General features: G+C 36.2%; 20 protein-coding genes. 7 read left to right on the top strand and 13 right to left on the bottom strand.

Features of this window, described 5'->3' with window-relative positions:
- Positions 1-16 precede the first annotated feature (16 nt).
- The 3 genes from HNP36_RS00720 to HNP36_RS00710 all read right to left on the bottom strand — a co-directional run bounded on the left by HNP36_RS00720 (position 17) and on the right by HNP36_RS00710 (position 4302).
- Positions 17-1099 carry a GNAT family N-acetyltransferase gene (locus HNP36_RS00720; protein WP_184161748.1) on the bottom strand — a complete coding sequence of 361 codons (1083 nt, stop codon included), beginning with the start codon at positions 1097-1099 and terminating at the stop codon, positions 17-19.
- Entirely contained in the window at positions 1096-2094 is a 999-nt protein-coding gene (locus HNP36_RS00715) for a polysaccharide deacetylase family protein (RefSeq protein WP_184161751.1), read from the bottom strand. Before HNP36_RS00715 ends, HNP36_RS00720 begins: the two co-directional genes overlap by 4 nt.
- Positions 2095-2163: 69 nt before the next feature.
- Positions 2164-4302 carry a S46 family peptidase gene (locus HNP36_RS00710; protein ID WP_184161754.1) on the bottom strand — a complete coding sequence of 713 codons (2139 nt, stop codon included), beginning with the start codon at positions 4300-4302 and terminating at the stop codon, positions 2164-2166.
- 290 nt (positions 4303-4592) lie between these two features.
- Here HNP36_RS00710 and HNP36_RS00705 point away from each other — a divergent pair, with 290 nt between their 5' ends.
- Positions 4593-5081 (top strand): copper resistance protein NlpE, encoded by a 489-nt coding sequence (locus HNP36_RS00705; protein ID WP_228456199.1) that lies wholly within the window; start codon positions 4593-4595, stop codon positions 5079-5081.
- A 30-nt stretch (positions 5082-5111) separates the two neighbouring features.
- Here the strand turns inward: HNP36_RS00705 and HNP36_RS00700 are convergent, their stop codons facing one another.
- A complete protein-coding gene (locus HNP36_RS00700) occupies positions 5112-5759 on the bottom strand; it encodes an MgtC/SapB family protein (protein ID WP_184161758.1) in 648 nt (215 codons plus the stop codon).
- A gap of 440 nt (positions 5760-6199) precedes the next feature.
- On the opposite strand from HNP36_RS00700, the gene HNP36_RS00695 reads away from it, so the two are divergent.
- The 5 genes from HNP36_RS00695 to HNP36_RS00675 all read left to right on the top strand — a co-directional run bounded on the left by HNP36_RS00695 (position 6200) and on the right by HNP36_RS00675 (position 9410).
- On the top strand, positions 6200-6757 hold the full coding sequence (locus tag HNP36_RS00695) for a YdeI/OmpD-associated family protein (protein WP_184162355.1): 558 nt from the start codon (positions 6200-6202) through the stop codon (positions 6755-6757).
- Positions 6758-6783: 26 nt separating this feature from the next.
- A complete protein-coding gene (locus tag HNP36_RS00690; RefSeq protein ID WP_184161762.1) occupies positions 6784-7182 on the top strand; it encodes an immunity 22 family protein in 399 nt (132 codons plus the stop codon).
- A gap of 6 nt (positions 7183-7188) precedes the next feature.
- The gene (locus tag HNP36_RS00685) at positions 7189-7749 is read left to right on the top strand and encodes a hypothetical protein (RefSeq protein ID WP_184161765.1); all 561 of its coding nucleotides are present in this window, start codon (positions 7189-7191) and stop codon (positions 7747-7749) included.
- 174 nt (positions 7750-7923) lie between these two features.
- Positions 7924-8655, top strand: coding sequence for a hypothetical protein (locus tag HNP36_RS00680; RefSeq protein ID WP_184161769.1), 732 nt, complete (start codon positions 7924-7926; stop codon positions 8653-8655).
- Between the two features lie 341 nt (positions 8656-8996).
- Positions 8997-9410 carry a hypothetical protein gene (locus tag HNP36_RS00675; RefSeq protein ID WP_184161771.1) on the top strand — a complete coding sequence of 138 codons (414 nt, stop codon included), beginning with the start codon at positions 8997-8999 and terminating at the stop codon, positions 9408-9410.
- Positions 9411-9499: 89 nt separating this feature from the next.
- Here the strand turns inward: HNP36_RS00675 and polA are convergent, their stop codons facing one another.
- From polA to HNP36_RS00640, 7 genes are all read right to left on the bottom strand, one after another.
- Positions 9500-12334 (bottom strand): DNA polymerase I, encoded by a 2835-nt coding sequence (gene polA, locus HNP36_RS00670; protein ID WP_184161774.1) that lies wholly within the window; start codon positions 12332-12334, stop codon positions 9500-9502.
- Positions 12335-12515: 181 nt separating this feature from the next.
- Entirely contained in the window at positions 12516-12926 is a 411-nt protein-coding gene (tssD, locus tag HNP36_RS00665) for a type VI secretion system tube protein TssD (protein ID WP_184161778.1), read from the bottom strand.
- Positions 12927-13238: 312 nt separating this feature from the next.
- Positions 13239-13670, bottom strand: a complete 432-nt coding sequence (locus tag HNP36_RS00660) for a tetratricopeptide repeat protein (RefSeq protein ID WP_184161781.1) — start codon at positions 13668-13670, stop codon at positions 13239-13241.
- Between the two features lie 97 nt (positions 13671-13767).
- A complete protein-coding gene (locus tag HNP36_RS00655) occupies positions 13768-15081 on the bottom strand; it encodes a hypothetical protein (RefSeq protein ID WP_184161784.1) in 1314 nt (437 codons plus the stop codon).
- 9 nt (positions 15082-15090) lie between these two features.
- Positions 15091-15777 (bottom strand): hypothetical protein, encoded by a 687-nt coding sequence (locus tag HNP36_RS00650; RefSeq protein ID WP_184161788.1) that lies wholly within the window; start codon positions 15775-15777, stop codon positions 15091-15093.
- A 4-nt stretch (positions 15778-15781) separates the two neighbouring features.
- A complete protein-coding gene (locus tag HNP36_RS00645; RefSeq protein WP_184161791.1) occupies positions 15782-16846 on the bottom strand; it encodes a LysM peptidoglycan-binding domain-containing protein in 1065 nt (354 codons plus the stop codon).
- Positions 16847-16848: 2 nt separating this feature from the next.
- Positions 16849-19026, bottom strand: a complete 2178-nt coding sequence (locus HNP36_RS00640) for a type VI secretion system Vgr family protein (protein WP_184161795.1) — start codon at positions 19024-19026, stop codon at positions 16849-16851.
- 36 nt (positions 19027-19062) lie between these two features.
- Between HNP36_RS00640 and HNP36_RS00635 the strand changes: the two genes are divergently transcribed.
- The gene (locus tag HNP36_RS00635; RefSeq protein ID WP_184429247.1) at positions 19063-19254 is read left to right on the top strand and encodes a hypothetical protein; all 192 of its coding nucleotides are present in this window, start codon (positions 19063-19065) and stop codon (positions 19252-19254) included.
- On the opposite strand, the gene tssD (HNP36_RS00630) is transcribed toward HNP36_RS00635, so the two are convergent.
- Together tssD (HNP36_RS00630) and HNP36_RS00625 are read right to left on the bottom strand one after the other, a co-directional pair.
- A complete protein-coding gene (gene tssD / locus HNP36_RS00630) occupies positions 19251-19661 on the bottom strand; it encodes a type VI secretion system tube protein TssD (RefSeq protein ID WP_184161798.1) in 411 nt (136 codons plus the stop codon). The two genes, HNP36_RS00635 and tssD (HNP36_RS00630), sit on opposite strands and share 4 nt — an antisense overlap.
- A 507-nt stretch (positions 19662-20168) precedes the next feature.
- Positions 20169-21038, bottom strand: a complete 870-nt coding sequence (locus HNP36_RS00625) for a lytic transglycosylase domain-containing protein (protein ID WP_184161801.1) — start codon at positions 21036-21038, stop codon at positions 20169-20171.
- Between the last annotated feature and the right edge of the window lie 40 nt (positions 21039-21078).

The following is a 21078-nucleotide window of genomic DNA, read 5'->3' as shown; positions in this document are numbered from 1 at the left end:
CTATTTTATATTGTTATTATGTCATCATACAATCTCCGTCTCCATCCTGATATTCCGGATTAAACCCTTGGGGAAGATGTTGGATAAGCTGTTTGTGAAACAGGTATCTTCTTTCAAAATCACGTTTGTAGATTTGAGGAAATATTTTAGATTGTTCCAGCTTATTATTGAGCTCTTTCTGGTAGCTGGTCAGTGTTTTCACTTTATTTTTAACAATAAAATAGCTTAAGAACTCAATAAACCGTTCAAGTTCCGGAACTTCTGAAAACAAATAAGGAATTTTAAGGTTGCCGTCTCTGAGCTGAAGCAATGAACAGGCTGTCAGAACATGATTATCATTGTATATTTTCACCCAGAAATATTTAAAAACCTCAGCATAACCTGAAAACAGGTATTTTTCTTCTTTTTTCTTACTTTCCAGCACCCACGGATTTTTCATATATACATTGATTTCATCTGCATTACGCCTGCTCTGGAATTTCGACATAAATACTGAACTTTCCGCATCAATCTGATCAAGAATTTCAAATCTGAATCCGGGCTTTTTCACCATTGAATTTTTTACAGCAATCAAAGAATTAGCGGCAATATCAGCAATCTGAAAAACAGGTTTCAGTGCTTTGGTTCCGGGCTTCTTCTCAGGAATCATAAAAGCTGCATCAGAGCGGAAATAGTATCTTTTTCCAGCTTTTGGATAAATATACTCGAAAACACCAAGCATATTATACAGCGCTTCTGCTTCTTTGGTAAATTCTGTTGCGATAATATTACCGTCGTATTCCTCAAACATCTTATTCAGTAATGATTTTGCAATCTTTTTACCGCGGAATTCTTCGCTTACAAATAAGGTACTCAACCAGGCATAATGGAATATTTCTCCGTCTATTACATAATGATCCGGAAAACAGCCTACATATCCTGCCAGTTCTCCGTCATAAAAGGCCAGAACCAAAAGCGTCTGATTATCCAGTGCTTTCGGATTTCTGATCTGGGATTTTGCCCTGTGTTCTGAAATGGGAAGAAAATCAAAGCTGCTGAAGTCTCCTGATAAAATAAAATCTTGAAGTTCTTTTTTGTTAAATGTTTTCAGCTCTGTCATCTTCTCACTATTTTATTTTTGTTGATTATTTTTTTCAGCCGGAAATAGGCAGTTTCTTTTTTTAGTATCTGTTCTCCGCTCTCTCCCATTTCCATTGGTATCCTGTGAAAATTTCGTTCCACACTGTCCCATTTTGCTCCTGCACTTCCAAAGCTGCAGAACATTTCTTTATTTTTAAACAGCTCATCAAAAAAATCTTTTTTCACTCCAAAATCAGTGAACGGGAATGCAAAGCTTTCGTAAATAAAACCGTTTTCTTTTAAGTAATTAAAGGTCCGGTTGGTACTTTCCATCTGTTCCTGTAGGGTAAGTTCCCCGTATTTTGGATGATCCCAGCTGTGAGAGGAAATCCCATAGCCTTTTTGGGTCAGTGTTTTTAGTTGGTCTGTGGTAAGATAAGGTTTATACTCTCTTAAATAGGCATTACAGTCTATTTCTAATTTTTCTGTTATACTGTCCAGCAGATCTTTTTCATGATAACCGATCTTTAAAACCTTTTGTTTTAAGTTCTCTTTTGAAGGGTTCTCCAGGGAAAGTATACTGTAAATTTCCGGATCAACTGTTTTTGCTTTTTCTGCTGCGTCAATAATTAAGCTTGCCTTACATCTGAACATCAGCTCACGGTTGTCAATAAACGCAGGATTTATAAAATTACAGGCATATATTCCTTTCCGTTCCAGAACAGGAAGTACTGTATCATAAAACTCCCTGAAACCATCATCAAAAGTCAGTAAGGCAATCTTTTTCTCAGGCTTAAAATGACCATTGACAAAATCTTTGAACTCTGCCCAGCTTACAAACTGAAAATGTTTTGAAAGATAATCCAGATCCTCTTCAAACTGCCTGGTATTTTTATATTGAATAATATGCCTGATATGGGGTAATTTTTCATCAGAAACGCAATGGTAAACAGGTAAACAGTACTCCATCGGAAAGGATTTCCCGATATTTTCCGTCTCAAAAGCTGCAAGCAGATTGATGATATTATCTTTCATCTTCATTAAATAAAAAGAATCTATTCAAATGGTATTTAAATAGATTCTTAAAGGTATTACTTTTATGTGTTATTTTATCACCTTCATTTCATCGATAAGCCATTTGGAATCGGCATATTTATCAATAATGAAAAGGATATATTTTGTATCTACCATGATGTTTCGGCTGAAACGCGGGTCGTAGTTGATATCGCTCATTGTTCCCTCCCACTGTCTGTCGAAGTTCAGTCCTACAAGGTTTCCGTTCGCATCGAGTGCCGGGCTTCCTGAATTTCCTCCAGTCGTATGGTTGGTAGCGGTAAATCCTACAGGAACATCGCCAGTTTTGTCTTTATAAATGCTGTAATCTTTTTTATTGTAAAGATCGATCAGCTTTTTAGGAACATCAAATTCGTAATCTCCCGGAACATATTTTTCAATAACTCCCGCTAAATGTGTCTGGTATCCGTAAGAAACTGCATCTCTTGGAGTTGAGCCTTTTACTTTTCCATAAGTTACACGAAGGGTAGAATTGGCATCCGGGAAGAATTTTCTGTCCTTATCCGTTGCCATCTGCTGGGCCATGAATTTTTTCTGCAGATCATCAATTTTCCCCTGAAGAGAAGTAAACTGAGGATCAGCGTTTTTCATATATGTCTCTTTCATAGAAACATACAGCTGGTAAACAGGATCTTTTTTCAAAGTTTTGATCAGCTTGTCCTGATTGGAAAACGCTTTTTCAATGTCACTTGTCAGAGCTGCACCGTTTACCTGCGCTCTTCCTGTGATGACAGAGTTTTTAGACATTTCCTCAATCACCGGAATATTCTGGTTATCATCCTTATATTTGGCAAAACCTACAGGCAGGAACTGAGGAGCTGTTTTATTGGCATACAGAGCCAGTAATTTTGCAGTTACTTTAGCATCAAGTTCTGCGCTGTAATCTTTGTAGAATGAAGTCAGCTTTGTCTTTAATTTGGCAAGCTCTTTTTCATCCATTTTTCCTGATTCTACGGAATTTATATAGTCGTAGTAATCTCCTGCAAGCTTCAATGTTTCTGCATTTTTCACTACTTCTGTATAGTAGGCATTGTTCAATGCGTAAGGTGCCTGATCGCTGTACAGCTTATTCAGCTGGTCCAAAGTAGCTTTGATCTCATGATTTTTAGCCACCAGAGAGCCTTCATACATTACTTTTTTCTCTACTGCATTCGATTTTTTCAAGCCTTCTACTTCACCAATCCACTTTTTCCAGTAATTGGCTACCGAAGCATATTTTGAAGCATATTTGATACGTGTTTCACTGTCTACACGCATTTTTTCGTCTAATGTTTTCAGGGCTACCTCCCGAACGGCAATCCTCGCAGGATCTATATCGGTCATGATTTTCTCAACAGCCACTGCAGGAAGATATTCCGTTGTTTTCCCCGGGAATCCGAATACGAATGTAAAATCGTTTTCAGTTTTATCTTTTATGGAAACCGGAAGGTAATGTTTCGGAACGTAAGGAACATTGTCTTTTGAATATTCTGCCGGTTTATTGTCTTTGCCAGCATAAATTCTGAACATGGAGAAATCCCCGGTATGTCTTGGCCAGACCCAGTTATCCGTATCACTTCCGAACTTTCCTATGCTTTGAGGCGGTGCCCCAACCAGACGGATATCTTTGTAAGTTTCAGTAGTAAAAGCGTAATATTTGTTACCGTAATACATTGATTTTACAATGATCGACTGGTAAGATTCTATTTTCTGGGAGTTTTTATAAACTTCTATATTTTTATTGATTTTTTTAGTCAGTTCAGGCTCTACAAGGTTGTCTGTACCTTCCAGGATCTGATCTGTCACTTCTTTGATATCTACAATGAAGTCTACTTTTACCCCCGGATTCGGAAGTTCTCCCTCCGGATTCTTAGCCCAGAAACCATTGGAAAGAAGGTCATTCTGAACCGTGGAATGTGCCTGGATCTGCCCATACCCGCAATGGTGGTTCGTCAGCAATAATCCTTTGGGTGAAATAATTTCTGCAGTACATCCGCCGTTAAACTGTACCACCGCATCCTTTATGCTCGGCTTCTGAGTATTGAAAATGTCTTTGGCAGAGATTTTCATTCCCAAATCCTTCATTTCCTTTTCATTCAGCTCTGTAGGAATCCACATTCCTCCATATTGTTGTGCAAATGCCATTGCAGCCGGCAAAAGAAATACAGATAAAAGTATCTTTTTTGTCATAATCAAAATTTTGCCCCAATTTACAAAGAATATTATACATATGCCTTATGAAATGACAGTGAAAATTGGTTTTTGGTGGACGAAGAATCAAAGCCAAGAATCAGGAGGCAAGACTTCAGATAACAGATTTCAGATTTTATACTTGGATATTGTAGGTTTTCGAAATTTGCCTTTTCCTATACTTCAAACTCCTGAACTCTCAAACCCTGTAACGCTCCAGCTCCTTCCATGGCTTGGTTTTTGTTGCAAATAAAATGCTTAAATTATTAATATATCAAAATTACTTTATCATGACGAATAGCAAAATGTTCATTCTGGGAATTGCATCTGCTGTATTTCTGGCATCGTGTAATCCTAAAGAGAAAACTACGGAAACTACAGATGCTGCAACGGATTCTGCGACTGTACAGACTACACCAACTGACAGTATTGTAAAAGCAACTCCTACGGCGCCGGGGGATACTTCGGAAAATGCTCTTGACTGGCCGGGGACCTATGAGGCTGTAGTTCCGTGTGCAGACTGCCCGGGAATTAAAACTGCTCTTACGATTAACAATGATAAAACTTTCAGCATCACTGAAGAATATATCGACAGAAACTCAAAAAATGAGGATAAAGGAACTTTTGAATGGGATTCCGCAGGAAGTGTAATTACCCTGAAAGGAAAAACCGCCAATTACAAGTATAAAGTAGGTGAAAATATTCTTATCCAGCTGGATATGGACGGAAAAGAAATAACCGGTCCGAACAAGGATCTGTATGTTTTCAAGAAAAAATAAAGGCTCAGGCCTTTATTTTTTTATGTCATCCTAAAACTGATAAGCTGTAATCTTAGGGTCATTAATAAGGCTTCTTATAACTTCATCATGTTTTGTATGTTTTCCGGTGAGCCTCCACGTTACAGAAAGATTTCCCTGTGCATACTGCAGTTTCAGCATAAGATATTTCAGGTGATGTTCCTCGAATATTTTTTCACAATGTCTGATGTCTTCTGATCCGGCTACAGTTATTCTGTATTCCCTGATCTTATGGCTGCTATCTATAAAATTCTGAAGATAAATGAGCGCACTCAGGATCAAAAGAACCAAAACCGTCCCCAGCAGTGAAAGGTAAACATACCCTGAACCTACGGCCATTCCTATTGAGGCAGTAGCCCAGATAGTGGTTGCCGTGGTAATTCCCTCAATCTTATTATCGCCTTTAAAAATAACACCAGCTCCCAGAAATCCGATTCCGGTAATGATATTGGCTGCAAGACGGTCAGGATTTCCTACTCCTATTTTGATGGAAAGTATGGTAAACAGACAGGACCCGAAACATACCAGGATAAAAGTACGGAGACCCGCTGATTTGTTCCGGTATTCGCGTTCCGCACCGATCAGCAGTCCCAGAAGGACGGAGATCAGTATCAGCAACAGCTCATTTTGTACCGCGTAATGATCCTGAAGGAATTCCATTGTATAGAGTTTTATCCTAATAAAATTACGATAAAAAAGTTTATTTTAACGTGAGTTCGATATAAAAATAAATTTAAAAAACTAATAATCAGTATTTTGTACATTTAATCGCAAAGAAAGCAAAGATTTTTTGACAGAAAAACTTTTTTACGTTCGCAAAGCCACTTCGTTTAGCTGAGTGAAGCGCCTTTGCAGGCGTAATTATTTTCATAATTCATTTAAAAACAGCACATTGTGTTCATTGTGTTTTAATTATTTACATCGAACTCACGTTATTTTACTATTTTTTGACACAAGGCCCTTATATTGTTCAAAATTCCGGTTTAAGGGAAAAGTTTTGTAATATTACATTTTAATATCAAATCTGTTTAAGGCATGATGTTTTTAATGGTTCACCAATACAAGTTTAAAACAAGTTCACTGATAAATAAGGATTCATGATAACACCTATTTTTTTTGCCACAAAAGAAGAATTCAGAAAGTGGCTGGAAGAAAATCATACCAACGAAAAGGAAATCCTGGTGGGTTTTTATAAAAAAGGAACCGGAAAACCTTCTATGAACTGGTCTGAATCTGTGGATCAGGCGTTGTGCTTCGGGTGGATTGACGGTGTAAGAAGGTCTTTGGATGCGGAAAGCTATGCCAACCGCTTTACCCCAAGAAAACCGGGCAGCACATGGAGCATCATCAATATAAACAAGGTGGAAGAGCTTACAAAAGCAGGACTGATGACTTCGGAAGGGCAAAAAGCATTTGAGGCAAGAAAAGAAGAAAAAACAGGTATTTATTCACATGAAGCAGAACATATTATTCTTGATCCTGTGTATGAAAACCAGTTTAAAACTCATAAAAATGCATGGAGCTTTTTTGAAAAACAGGCGCCTTCTTATAAAAGAACAGTCATTCACTGGTTAATGAGTGCAAAACAGGAAAAAACAAGGCTTTCAAGACTGGAAAAGGTGATTCATGAGAGTGAGCAGTCAAGAAGATTAAAATAATATACGATATACTTAAAAAATAATTTATGGAGAAAGAGATTTCACACTTTTGGCTGGGATATTTTAAAAATGAAAAGGATTTTAATGATTTTGCAGAAGAGGACGAAAGATATTACACAGAAGAGGAAAATGAGGACCTTTATATCTCAAAATTTGCCGAATCACAAAACATACAATGGTTTGATTATGATTTTATGGAATACGGTTTTGAGGATGAAAGTTTAGGCATTTATGAAAAATTTGCAGATTATTCATATGCAGACCAATGGCTTCCGGTTATCGAACAGAAGATCAATCAGCTGGGCCTGGAAACTCCTGTGAATGTTATCATTTTTGCGAACAGGCATGCTATTCCCAAGCCGGTTTCCGTGAATGATGATGAATATGCTTTATACTACATCGGTGAGATTGAATATAATATTTAGCACTACATGAAAAGAGCTTCAATAAAGGATCATGAAAATCTGCTGAAGGTTTTTATGATCCTTTTGAATTATGGTGCGATTAAAAGAGATCATGTTACCAGGTGGGCAGATTCTGTTCTGGCTGGTGAGAATGAATCTGAATATGCATTTATTGAGCTGTTCACGTCTGCAAATGTGCATGATACCACACAGATTTTAATTAAAAATTCTACAGATGCAGATCCGGAAATTACTTCCAGGGCAGTATTGGGAATTCTATATCATATGCTGCAGGATGAAAAAGTGGTTTTAAAAACTGTTTCTGATATCGCCACTCATATTTCCTACGAAGAACATCTTACTTTTGATGAACAGTTCCTTCTCTACCGCTTTGATGAGCATATTGAATTAAACCTGAACGAGGTTCATGAAAGACTAAGGCTTTTTAAAACTAATTTTGTAGACCTTCTTGCTGTGTATAAAGATTTCACACTTGATAATTTTTCCGGCTGGCCTGCTGTGAACGGGAAGATCAAGAAAGATTTGGGTATTAAACTTGAAGTGATTAAAAAGAATTATCCTTACTAAAATCAAAACGATACACCATATTACATAGCCTGTTATTGAAAACTTGGGTAAGCTTCTCAAAAAACCGGAACACAGTTACGGTTAAAATCTACCGGTAATCTTATTATTATCAGAATAATACGTAGGCTTTAAATTATCATGAATAAAATTTAAATTTACAAAAACATAAAACCATTGAAAAAAATTATCCCTCTGCTTATTTTGTGCCTTCTGATTTTTTACGCCTGCAAAAAAGATAAAAGATCAGATCAGAAAAACAGCAGCACCTCTGAAAAGATCACAATAAAAGATACGGCAAATAATCTTCAGGAACAGCAAACTCTAACTCTTAAAACCGGAAAGAAACCTTCTGATCTGGTTCCAGCCGGATATGAAATCCAATATGATGCGGAGGGAGATCTTAACCTGGACGGACTTACAGATGTTGCCCTTGTTATCAGGAAAAAAGAAGATACACTGGCCGACAGGAAAATGATGATCCTGTTAAAAAATCCTGACAAAACTTACAGACTTGATAAAATATCAGACACCGTTCTTCCCAATGAATACAATGAAGCCGGCTATAAAATGCATGACCCGGAAGATATTTCTATTGAAAAGGGAGAATTGCATATTAACCTATATGATATTGGTCCTTATGGGAATCAGTTCAGCACATTTAAGTACCTGAACGGAAATCTTATTCTTACCTATATTGAGACCTATAATATGGGAGCAGGGTCTCATTCTGCGCTCTATTATGAACCAATGAAGGGAAAACTCGTTCTGGAGACCATTAATACAATGGAAGAGGAAATGCCTTCGGAATCTAAAACGTCACATCTCAAAAAAGAAAGGTATTTATTTGAAAAAATCTCCCCGGATGATATTGTTCAGAAGGCATACGGATCTATAAGTGATGAATAAACAGTCCTGTATTTTACATTAAGAATCGTAAAATGATTAATGTTTTTCATAAAATTAATACAAAAGTAGTATTTCACAGGAAATTTAAACTTCTTATCTTTAGACTTGTATAGATTCTGAATGAATAATCATTCTTTTGAAATACAGGCCTTAAAAACCTGAGACGAAGGTAAAATCAATGAGGTGAAAAATGATTACAAAAAATTTCCTGCATATGCAGAAAGTTTTGGAAGACTAAAATTTTTAGTCTTCTTTTTTTTGAATTACTTGTCTTCATTATGGTTTCCCATAACAATCTGAAAAAAATACCCTGTAGATTTGAAGAAATAAACGACAAAACTATGAAACGTATTCTAAATCCAGTCTTTTTATTGATTATGTGTATAACATTAATCTCATGCTCCACCAACTATTATACAGTTTTGCTATCTGAAGATCTGAAAATGTATAAGTCACAGGATTCCACTGATGTAATAACGGTTATTCCAAAAGATACACCCATATACCTATCTTCCAAGTCCAGTAAAAAGAATTATAAAAAAATCAAATGGAATGATTATTCGGGATGGGCATTTAATCCAAGTTATACATCGTACAGTAACTATACTCCCATTAAAACATCATCAAGCTACTCTACATCCAATTATAATTCAAGTTACCGATCAGGAGGGTCAGTACATGTAAAAGGTTATACCAGAAAAGACGGAACATACGTTAAACCTCATACAAGAAGTTCTCCTTCCAGAAGAAGATAAGCACCTGATAAAATCTTCATAATAGTAAATCAAAAAAATATGGTGAGTTTTTAGCTCACCATATTTTTGATTTTATCATATTTTGTTTATTAATGTGCTTCCAGCCAGTTATTACCAACTCCCACTTCTACCAGTAAAGGCACCTGTGTTTTTAAAGCACTTTCCATCTCGGTTTTGATTAATTTTGAAGCGGCTTCAATTTCCTCTATCGGTGCTTCAAATATAAGTTCGTCATGTACCTGAAGAAGCATTTTAGTTTGCAGCTGCTGCTCTTTAAGCTCTTTATCTATCTTAATCATGGCCAGCTTTACCACATCTGCCGCACTTCCCTGGACCGGTGCATTTACGGCATTTCTCTCCGCATGGCCCCGTACCACAAAATTATTGGAATTGATATCTTTTAAATGGCGTTTTCTTCCTAATATCGTTTCCACATATCCTATCTGGCGGGCTTTGCTTACCTGCTCTGCCATATATTCCTTTAATTTTGGATAGGTTTCAAAGTAAGCCTCAATCATCTGTTTAGCTTCTGTTCTTGAAAGCCCGGTCTGTTCTGCCAGTGCAAAAGCTCCCTGCCCATAAATAATTCCGAAATTTACGGTTTTAGCCTGGCTTCTCTGGGTTTTGGAAACTTCCTCCAAAGGAATTTTAAACAGTTTTGCCGCTGTTGATGCGTGAATATCTTCTCCATCCTGGAAAGCCTTGATCATATTTTCTTCTCCTGAAATTTCGGCAATCAGGCGAAGTTCTATCTGGGAATAATCGGCAGAGATAATTTTTTTTCCTTCTCCTGACACAAAAGCTCCTCTGATCTGCTGTCCCCGCAGTGTTCTGATCGGAATATTCTGAAGGTTAGGATTTACACTTGCCAGACGGCCTGTAGCGGCTGTAGTCTGGGAGAAATTGGTATGTACCCTGCTGTCCTGTTTGTCGATCTGCGAAGGCAGGGCATCTACATAGGTAGACTTCAATTTCTGATAGGTTCTGTATTCCAGGATATGCTTGATGATCTCATGTTTTGAGCCCAGTTTTTGAAGAACGTCTTCAGAAGTGGCATACTGTCCGGTTTTTGTCTTTTTTGCTTTAGGGTCCAGCTGCATTTTTTCAAAGAGAATTTCTCCAAGCTGTTTTGGTGAATTCATGTTGAATTCTTCTCCTGAAAGTTCAAAAATTTTGGTCTCCAGCTGTCTAAGATCATTTTCAAGATCAATGCTTTCCTGCGCGAGCCATTTTTCATCGAGTGAAATTCCGGCCAGTTCCATCTTAGCCAAAACCTGCATAAGGGGCATTTCTATCTTAAAGAAAAGTTCTTCGAGGTTCTCCTTTTTCAATTGTGGAGCAAACAATTCGTATAACTGGAAAGTTACATCAGCATCTTCCGCTGCGTAATCGGTCTGTGTTCTCAGGTCCGCATCTCTGAAAGTTCCCTGATTTTTTCCTTTTTTCCCGATAATGGTCTCAATGGAAACCGGTTTATAATTGAGGTAAACTTCGGAAAGATAGTCCATGCCGTGTCTTCCGTCCGGGTTCAGCAGATAATGGGCAATCATGGTATCGAACATGGCACCTTTTACCGTAATATCGTACTGTTTTAATATTTTATAATCGAATTTTAAGTTGTGGGCGATTTTCAACAAATCTTCTTTTTCGAAGAATGGCCTGAAAATTTCCAGCGTCTGAAGTACTTCACCTCTATCCTCTGATAAAGGGATGTAGTAAGCAAGACCTTTTTTATAGGAAAAACTCATTCCTACAAGTTCTGCTTCCAGCTCATTCAGGGAAGTGGTTTCCGTATCAAAGCAGACTGCTTGCTGCTTTAACAAATTATCCACCAATATTTTCTGTGCTTTCGGATTGTTGACAAACTGGTAGAGATGGTCATTCTGCTCAATAGAGCTTTTGGTGGAAGTCGCCTGCTCCAGTTCTTCAAAATTGGCAAACAGATCCAGCTGCATTACCTGTCCTTTTACCGGGGTGCCTTCCGGTGCCTGTTTAACCTCAACTTCATTTACCACGACAGTTTCTACAGATGCAGGAGCAAATGCACGGTAAAGGTTTTCATACAGTCTTCTGAATTCAATTTCATCAAAAACTTCTTTTACCTTTTCAAAGTCCGGTGTATCAAGATCATATTGTTCCTGGTGGAATTCTATCGGTGCATCACAGATGATGGTTGCCAGTTTTTTGGATAAGATTCCTCTTTCTGCAGAAGCTTCCACTTTTTCTTTCAGTTTACCTTTCAGTTTATCTGTGTTGGCCAACAAGGTTTCTATATTTCCGTATTCTTTAAGGAATTTCATGGCTGTCTTCTCTCCTACGCCTTCCAATCCGGGAATATTATCTACCGCATCTCCCATCATGGCAAGGAAATCAATAACCTGTTTTGGATCTTCTATTTCGTATTTGGCCTTTACTTCTTCTACTCCCAGAATTTCTATATCACCTCCTTTTAAACCGGGTTTATATATTTTAATCTTATCGGTAACCAGCTGGGCAAAATCTTTATCAGGCGTTACCATAAAAGTGGTATATCCTTCTTTTTCTGCTTTACAGGCAATGGTTCCTATCACATCATCCGCTTCATAACCTTCTACTCCTAAAATCGGGATATGCATTGCCTCCAAAATCCTGTGAATATATGGAACTGCTATTTTAATGGCTTCCGGAGTTTCGCTTCTGTTGGCTTTGTAGTCTGAATAATCATCAGTTCTTACGCTTGCCTGCCCTACATCAAAAACAACTGCCAGATGGGTTGGTTTTTCTCTTCTGATCAGTTCGATCAGGGAATTGGTAAACCCGAAAACAGCAGAAGTATCCAAACCTTTGCTTGTTAACCTGGGATTCCTGATCAATGCGTAATATCCTCTGAATATCATCGCATAGGCATCGATGAGAAAGAGTCTTTTATCTTGTGTTGCGTCCATATAATCTATAATGAACAAATATAAGAAAATAGGAATATTTTTTTGAGTTATAAATGATGAATTATATGCTGTAAGTTTGGGATATGCTTTCTAAAAGTTTCGATAAAGATCATAAAAAAACAGAACAGCATTCCTGCCATTCTGTTTGATGTTATTTTTTTAATAAAAGACTTGGGTCTTCTTAATGACCTGATGAAGGCCACATTCCGCGGTACTCAGAGTTACCAAGAGTGATAACTTCTGCGCTTATTACGAAGCTGATCAGCATACTGTTGCTGTCTATGGCATCGAAATCCACTTCGTGTTGGATCACATATCCGTTTTCCCACTTCAAAGTAGTTAATGTACCTTCTTCGTGAGATTTATTGAATGTAACTTCTCCTGTTGTAGGCTTATATTTTCCGTTCAATAAACTTTCCAGGATATCAGATTTTTCAGTTGCTTCTACGGTAACTTTGATAAGGGCGTTGGAAGGATCTGAAGCCACACGTCCTGAAACGTCTGTAGATCTTGATACGCTGTAGTTAAGCTTTAATAGTTTCTGATCTTCTCCTCCGTTGAATTTTAAGATTCCTCTTGAATTTGCTGCCATGATTGGTGATTTAAAATGTTATATATTATGTGAATAGTGATTGATTACAGAGCAAAGATATACCCGATACTGGTAAAGAAAAAGTTTTTGAATGCAAATCTGAAATATTGTAGTAATTCTACGATTTGATGTAGTAATTCTACGACTTTTGATTTAACATAATGCAGAAAACACCTGTTTTAAAAGATATTTAAGAGGTTTTACAGGTTAAAAATCAATATATTTTCACACTATTATGGGAAATATCTGCATAAAAAAAGACCTCTTAAGGTCTTTTTTATTTGTATTGAAGAATATGAGAGATCACCTCAGCTATTTCAGTTTAGTTTCCAATTCTTTTAAATTACTCAAACTTGTTTCATTTCCCAATTCCACTGCTTTTTTCCAATATTTTTTAGCATTTTCTATATCATTGAGTTTAAAATAAGCAACGCCTAAATCATTTAAGGCAAATTTTGAGTCCTTATTATTTAAACCTATTTTACTGATATATTTCTCAAATTTAGAAACAGCTTTTTGAGGGTCATTGGTCTCTAAATATATTGTCCCTGAATATTTTAATGCATCAACATTATCTAATTGTTCAGCTTTCTCAAAATAAAACAGAGCCTCATTGTATTTTTTTTGGTTATAATATTCTACTCCCTGATCAAAAAAATTTACATTACCATTCTTAAATAAAAAAAGATAGGCCATTCCGGCAAGTAATCCCAATACACACAATATAGCAAATAGTTTTCTCATAATACTAAAACTAACATTCCTAAAATAGATATGTCATACTTTTTATTCTAATCAATGGATGGACAACAGCAAATTGATGCATCTGTAAACAAGCTTATCAAGCATTATTAGCATTAACTTTAATTGAACTTGTATCTTCATTAACAAACATATCTGCAGCAACCCGAATTGCACGTTCAGCGAAATAGTTACCAATAAATGGTGCAATTAAAGTTAAAATACCTCCAACTCCAGTTGCCGATTTTATTTGAGCTGATCTAATGTTTTCTCTAATAGCTGCATTCGAGTTTTGATTATGTGTATTTCTGACAGAGCCCATATTTTTTTCATTAACCATCCCTCTCAAATTTCCACTCTTATTAGTAACCCTATCCTGTAGCTCTGGGCCAAACTCACCTGCTTTCATTCTGTTTATCATTTCTCTTAATTCAGGATTATTTTTTAAAGAATAGGTTCCTTGTCTTTCTGCTTCAGTAATTCCTGCGTTAAACTTATTAATGTCGCCCTGGCTTGCATTATTTTGACGTAATAAACTTCTGACTCCTATAACATCCTGTATTGGTGTAACGGGATCCCAGCTGTCAGCAGGTTGAGGAAGTGAAGTGTTTGAGATAGAAGCATCTTTTACATCATTATAATTTTCATTACTATTAAGCCACCCTCCTGTTGCGGAAGCAGCAGGATTTATAAGAAAATAACCCACTGGAATCCATGCTCCAAAAATTGCAGTTTGTTGAAGAACATGCAGAGTTCTTGCTCCACCTAGAAAGCCACCTATCGGTAAAGTAGTTCCCAAACTGAATCCGAATAAAACTCCGGCTAATGCTCCTGACACTATATTTACCCCCATTTCAATGCGATTATTTGTCGCAATACTCTCAGCAGCATTATTTGCTGCCGTTTCTGTAATGAATGGCAGCAGTACTCCCCCTTCTTTACAGGCAAGCAATGAATTTTTTGTTAAGGCAAGAAAAAAATCACCTTTGTTTCCATTACTATCAAAATAAACTGTAGTATGGTGTTTTTTCCATTGGCTTTCCTTGAAACCAATCATTTCACTACACGTAGGAGTCTGCATCATCTGCCATATCCCATATCCAATTGCTCCAATTGCAATAATACCACCAACGATCCAACCTGCTACCGGAACTGTTGCAACTGTAGCAGCTATCCCTAGACCTACCAATACACCGCCCCCGAAAGCAGCTGTTCCTGCACCAGAGCTCCAGCCACTTTTGCAAGTGAATTCCTCTGAAAGCTTTCTATCTAATTTAATTAAAAAAGTCCTTTGCTGAGATCCTAATTTTACAGTTTTTTTTGGTCTCTTATCACTTAATTCAAATTTTTTGGGATCTGAATTTAATTGGTTTGTACATACTGCAAACACTTTTTCTGGTAAGTAAACTGCCATAATTTAATCTTAATGATTGTCAAAATAATAAAACAAAACTTGCATGAATAGAAAAATAACAAAAAAAAGTAATCCAATACCGAACACAAAGATTTGCCAAGGTTTCATCTTATTGATGATTGAATATTTTATTTTTTCTCTTTTTACAACATATACCCCAAAATTTGAAAAAATATTAGTATTTATAATATTTTTCAGTTCTTTTTGGTTAAAATTCTCCCGAATATAGGGCATTAAATATTCCACAAATTTATCCAACTGGACAATATCTTTTTCTGAAGAAAACGGTGTCAATCCTGTGTTCCCAAGTCTTATTTTAATAATGTCCTTGCTTGTGACAATTGTTAAATAACGAAACCCTGCGTTCCCCAAATTCTTAATCATTTTAATATCAGTTAAATTAAAAAGATATTGTATGTTTTGGAATTTTACTTTCAAGTTTTCATTATTTATTGCAATAACCCATTCTTTAGCCTTTACTCGTTTTGCAAGCTGTTTCAAAATAAGCACACATACCGAAAGAGTTAAGAAGGAAGCAAAAAGCAATGGATATAAAAAATGAATTCCTGGAAATAGTATATTTGTGAGTACAAGTGTTCCAATCATTACCGCTAATCCCGGAAAAATAAGGTTTAATGCTAATTTAAGTTCCGTTTTTGCGTCCAATCCTTCAAATCTAAATTCTTTATTTTCCATTAAGTTATGGGGTAAAATTTTCTAACTTATTAATTGTATAAATACATTCGTTTTCAACATTGTCTGAAACTTCTTCTTTTAAAACTACTTTTCCGCTTAAGACAAGACCACTATTTATATCTATTTCTATTGTGGATCTAAAAACAATTTTATATTCTGTAAACTCATATTTTACAATATTTTTATGAAGCTCATTGTATCTATTTTTCATTTCACTTTTTAGAGATTCCGAAATACTAACTTCAGCTATTTTTCGAACGGTTAAAATTCCGTTTTTCTCTTCTACTTTATCATACCTAATCTTCAAGGGCAATATCAGTGGTGGGAGTATGGTAGATACAAAATCGAAATCAATAGTCTCAAATTTATCTTTACTATATAAATACTGATCAAAACACGAAAAATAAAAAAAGTTTCTCCAATATTCTTCTTCATTTGCTGCATTTTCAGAAAATTGATTATCACCCATAACTATTAGTTCATCTACAGCTTTTGGATTATTTTTTTGTAAGCTTTCAATAAAGGGTAGTTCCCAAAATTTTGTTGCCTGGAATTTTTTCCAATCTTTTTGGATTTTCTTTTTATTAAGAATTTTCTGAATTTTTCCTTGTTTATTTAAAGAAAAAAAAACATTATTTTTGATCTTCTCTGTCTCTTCAATGAAATCGAAAACTTCTTCTGATATTTTAGGAGAGGATTCTTTGCTGTAATCCTCTAATTTAACAAAACCTATTTCTTCATCTAAATTCAATTTTAATAAATACTGAAATCTTTGGTTAAAATAATGGACTAAGTTATTATTAAATTTGGATGTATTTATTTGCTCACAACGATATCTTGCTTTCTGTTGAAAGTCTATTTGTTCAAACTGTTTATTTCTAATTTCTTCTTTCTTGGCAGGGAGAAATAACTCTTTAATATGAACAGGAATATGAGTGCTAAAAATTTGCTGCGTCAGAATAGCATGTGAATTATGAAAATCCAACAATTCATTTATTGTTAATCCAGATTCTTTAGCTATTGTAACAAGCGTGTCTCCCTTTTTTATTTCGTATTGTCTGAATTCCATATTTAATTAATATCAACTTGAGTAGCTTTTACTGTAACAGCGGTTCCTCCAGTTATATCTACTTTACCCTCGCCTCCTGAGCCTACAGTAGCTAGTTTTGTACCTCCAAGCAAAACATCTTCACCTAAAATACTAATTTTTTTGCCATTAATATCGATGGTTCCATCTTCTTTCATCGTAATAGAACTTTTCCCGGTCTCCAGTTTTATTTCCGTTGCACTGTTAATATTAACTTTCCCGGCATTATCCATTGTAATTTTGGATTTCCCTTTTCCTACATTGATTGTAGTATTTGTTTCAACATTTATTGTAAGATTATTTCCAATATCTTCTGTACTGTTATTGCTCACAAAGGTATTGATATCTCCTGTTCCGCTTAATGTTACATGATTTCCGTTGCGGTCTTTAATTTCAATCCCGCATCCGTCATGAAACTGGATAATATTTCCGCTTTTGCTGCTTAAGCTCATCACATTATTGCCAGCTCCTCCCCCAGCGCCAATACCTCCATGAAACATTCCTCCCATTACAAAAGGACGGTCCGGGTGCTGATGAACGAAATTCACAATTACCTGGTCATTCACTTCAGGAACAGACATAAAACCGCGGTTTTTACTTACTTTATCACTACTTCCTGCATCTGGAGACATAACGCGGATAAACTCTGTGGTATCCTGCCCGCTTTGCCAGTCAAACTGAACTTTTACTCTTCCCTGATTCAAAGGATCTGTATTGGAAATTATTTTGGCAAATTGGGATTCCGCTTTTGGGTTTTCAAATTCCGGACGGGGGATAAATCCTGTGTCTGCCGCAATAGCTTCAAAAGTTCCGTCGTAATAACCTCTGGCATCAACTTCGTGAGTGACGCCTATAATCATAAGTTTGGTAAAATAAGAGGTATCATTTGTATCTGCTTTTCGCATTTCAATATCTGCGGTACATCCGGGATATAAGAACGGAACTGTTGTTGCCCCTGAAGTTATGAAAACCTCAGATGCTTTGCTTCCTGCCGTTCCTTTTTGGGATGCATCAATATCCATAAATGATGTGGCTTTGATTGGAGCTACTCTCAAAGAAGGTGTTTTAAAGGTTTTCTCTGATATTTCGTAGGCACGTTTGGCAATATCTGAAGTATGGCTGATCTTTGAGCTTCCTGTAGTCAGTTTTTCATTTTTACTGCTGTTGTAGCCATAAAAACTCGGACTTACATGCTGTGCTTTCATTTTGATTGCAATGTCGCTTACACTGCTTCCGTAGGTAAGTTTAACCGGTTTTTCCTGTGGCGGAAGTTTTCCAAAATGCAGCACTTCACCATCGTAATAAAATTGCTCACCGTATGCTTCGGCAATTCTTGCCAGATAATTATAATGAGTTTCTTCATATTGAGAACTGTAAGGAACATTTCCATGCTGGGCATCTACCCTGAAGTCAAATTTATTCTGTCCCAAGCCTTCTTTTATCACATGATCAGCGATACTGTTGAGACTTACTTCCTGTCCGCCTCCGAAACTCTGAATATGGGGTGCTGCATCCAATAATACTGTCGGGCTGAATCCTTTAAGAACTATATTTCCGAGACTTCCTTTTTCCTGGCTGAACCCCACTTCTGTAATAACACCTACAAAGTTACGTTCAGGTCCCTGCTCAATATCTTTATATTTAAATACGACTGTAATTCTTTTTCCTAAGAAATTTTGTGCTTCCTGTAAATTATGATTTTCCGGGCCGCCCAAAGTATCATGGGCCAGCATCAGGCTGAATTCATGATGTTTTGAAGCACTCTGCACCAACTTAAAATGTTTGAAATACTTGATCAGCTGCCCTTCTATCACGATATCCAGCATCACAACGCGGTTAATCCCTGCAATAATACTTTCAGGAATGGCCTGTGCATTATGTATTTTGGAGGTAGGCTGCTTTGACCATACTTTATTTTCAATAATGGATGGATTATTCGGAACCATAGTCTGATTCATGAACATTTTGGAACCCTGAGAGGTGCCGGAATAAATTTCCTGGGCATTTTTTGCAGATTTTTTTATTGCTTCATCCGCTTTCTGAAGCTTATCATCTACTTTTTGTACGGCAATATTTTCAGCATTTTCCAGCTGCTTTCCTGCTGTATTTTGTATCGTGGTTTCAGGGTCTTGTACTTTTATCGATTGATCATCCTTAAACATAATGTGTGTTTTTTTGTTTAAATTATACCATAAATTTTGAATAGTTTCCGGCTGTTTTCACAGTATGGAACCAGCTTCCCGATCCTTACTGTAAACAGTTACATGAAGGTTTCGGCAGGATCAATTGGGTCTTTTTTTCCCAAAAACGGCAAAAACAGAACAGTGCATCCTTACGAATACACTATTCTGTACCAATTTATTTCTATTAAGATGATTGTTCAGAATTAATGACCTGATGAAGGCCACATTCCACGATACTCAGAGTTACCAAGAGTGATCACTTCTGCGCTTATTACGAAACTGATCAGCATACTGTTTTCGTCTATGGCATCGAAATCTACTTCGTGCTGGATCACATATCCGTTTTCCCACTTCAAAGTAGTTAATGTACCTTCTTCGTGAGATTTATTGAATGTAACTTCTCCTGTTGTAGGCTTATATTTTCCGTTCAATAAACTTTCCAAGATATCAGATTTTTCAGTTGCTTCTACGGTAACTTTGATAAGAGCGTTGGATGGGTCTGAGGCCACACGTCCTGAAACGTCTGTAGATCTTGATACGCTGTAATTAAGCTTTAATAGTTTCTGATCTTCTCCTCCGTTGAATTTTAAGATTCCTCTTGAATTTGCTGCCATGATTTGTAAATTTTAATCGTTAATATTTTGTGATTTGGTGATTGATTACATAACAAATATATAGCGCTATATTTTGATAAAAAAGCTTTTGAATATAAATCTGAAATTTTGTAGTAATTCTACGACTTGATGTAGTAATTCTACGATATTAGATTTAAAACAAAAACTCAATTAACTGATTATAAATAATTTAACAATAAAATAAAGAATACAATTGTTGTGTATTTTTACACTTAACAGAGAAATATTAAGATTTATTTAAGAAAATCAATATGTTTTTAACACAAACAAAATGCATAAACACCGGTGTAGTCCAGTGCTTTATTATTAGTATTAATAGATTTCTTTAATGATTTTAAACCCTAGCTGTGGAAAAGCTCATGGCATTAGTCTCCAATTCTGAAAATAAGTATCTGGGTTGACTTTGCGATCATAATATTCCTGTAAAAAAAATATCAATCAATTTTTTTTAACTGATTGATACTTATTTTTTAATTTAAGATGATATTACTGCTGAGTATTTGCCCCTTGTTTTATGGAGCGGGAAAGAATTTTATTTTTTTTCAAAAGGAAATCCGGCATAATATCGGTAGGAAGATAGAGTAAACTTTCTCCTTTTCTTTGCAGTTCATCTACGATTCCCGGGTTCCAGGCAAGAATTTCGTTCATTTCCACATCCAGCTCATCGGCTATAACATTCAGGTTAAATCCTGCATTAATTTCCGTTTCCTGAAGGGGTGCGGCATTGTTTCTCCCGCTTCCACCTTCCGTGAAGAAAACTTTGTTGAGTCTTGAAGAATTGTAATTATTCAAAACACTTTCCAGCTCACCGGTTGCGTAGCAGGCATTCAGGTATTTTTTTACATGGTTGATGGTTTCAGCCGGAAGATATCTGGAAAACACATGGTATTGCGTGGAACCTGCACTCTGCATAGCTTTGGCGATGTTTCCCTCACCGCAGTTATAGGCTGCCACAACAGTAATCCAGTCACCATATTTTTTATAGAGATTAGCCAGTGAAACTACTGCTGTTTTTGTACTTTTATATACATCCGTCCGGTTCTGTTCTGTAAGACCATACTGGTTGGCATGTGCTGTCATAAACTGCCATATTCCTACAGCTCCGGCTCCTGAAGTAATATTCCTGTTAAAATGGGATTCAATCAGGGCAAGATTTCTTAAGTGTCTTGGCAAACCTTTCTGTACCAAGGAATATTCAATAAATTCAACAATTTCCTTATTGGAATTTATAATGTTATTGTATTTTCTTACGCTGCTGTCTGAAGTATCGGAAGGTTCCAGAAACTGTCCGTTCATCATCGCAAAACTCCCTGTCAGCATCAGTGCTGTAAAGATATTTTTGAATACAGTTTTCATTTTACTATGTTTTATGACAAAAAGGCTAAAAAGCAGAATT

The sequence above is a fragment of the Chryseobacterium shigense genome (genome assembly GCF_014207845.1).
Taxonomy (GTDB): domain Bacteria; phylum Bacteroidota; class Bacteroidia; order Flavobacteriales; family Weeksellaceae; genus Chryseobacterium; species Chryseobacterium shigense_A.
This window is presented reverse-complemented; position numbering and strand designations above follow the sequence as displayed.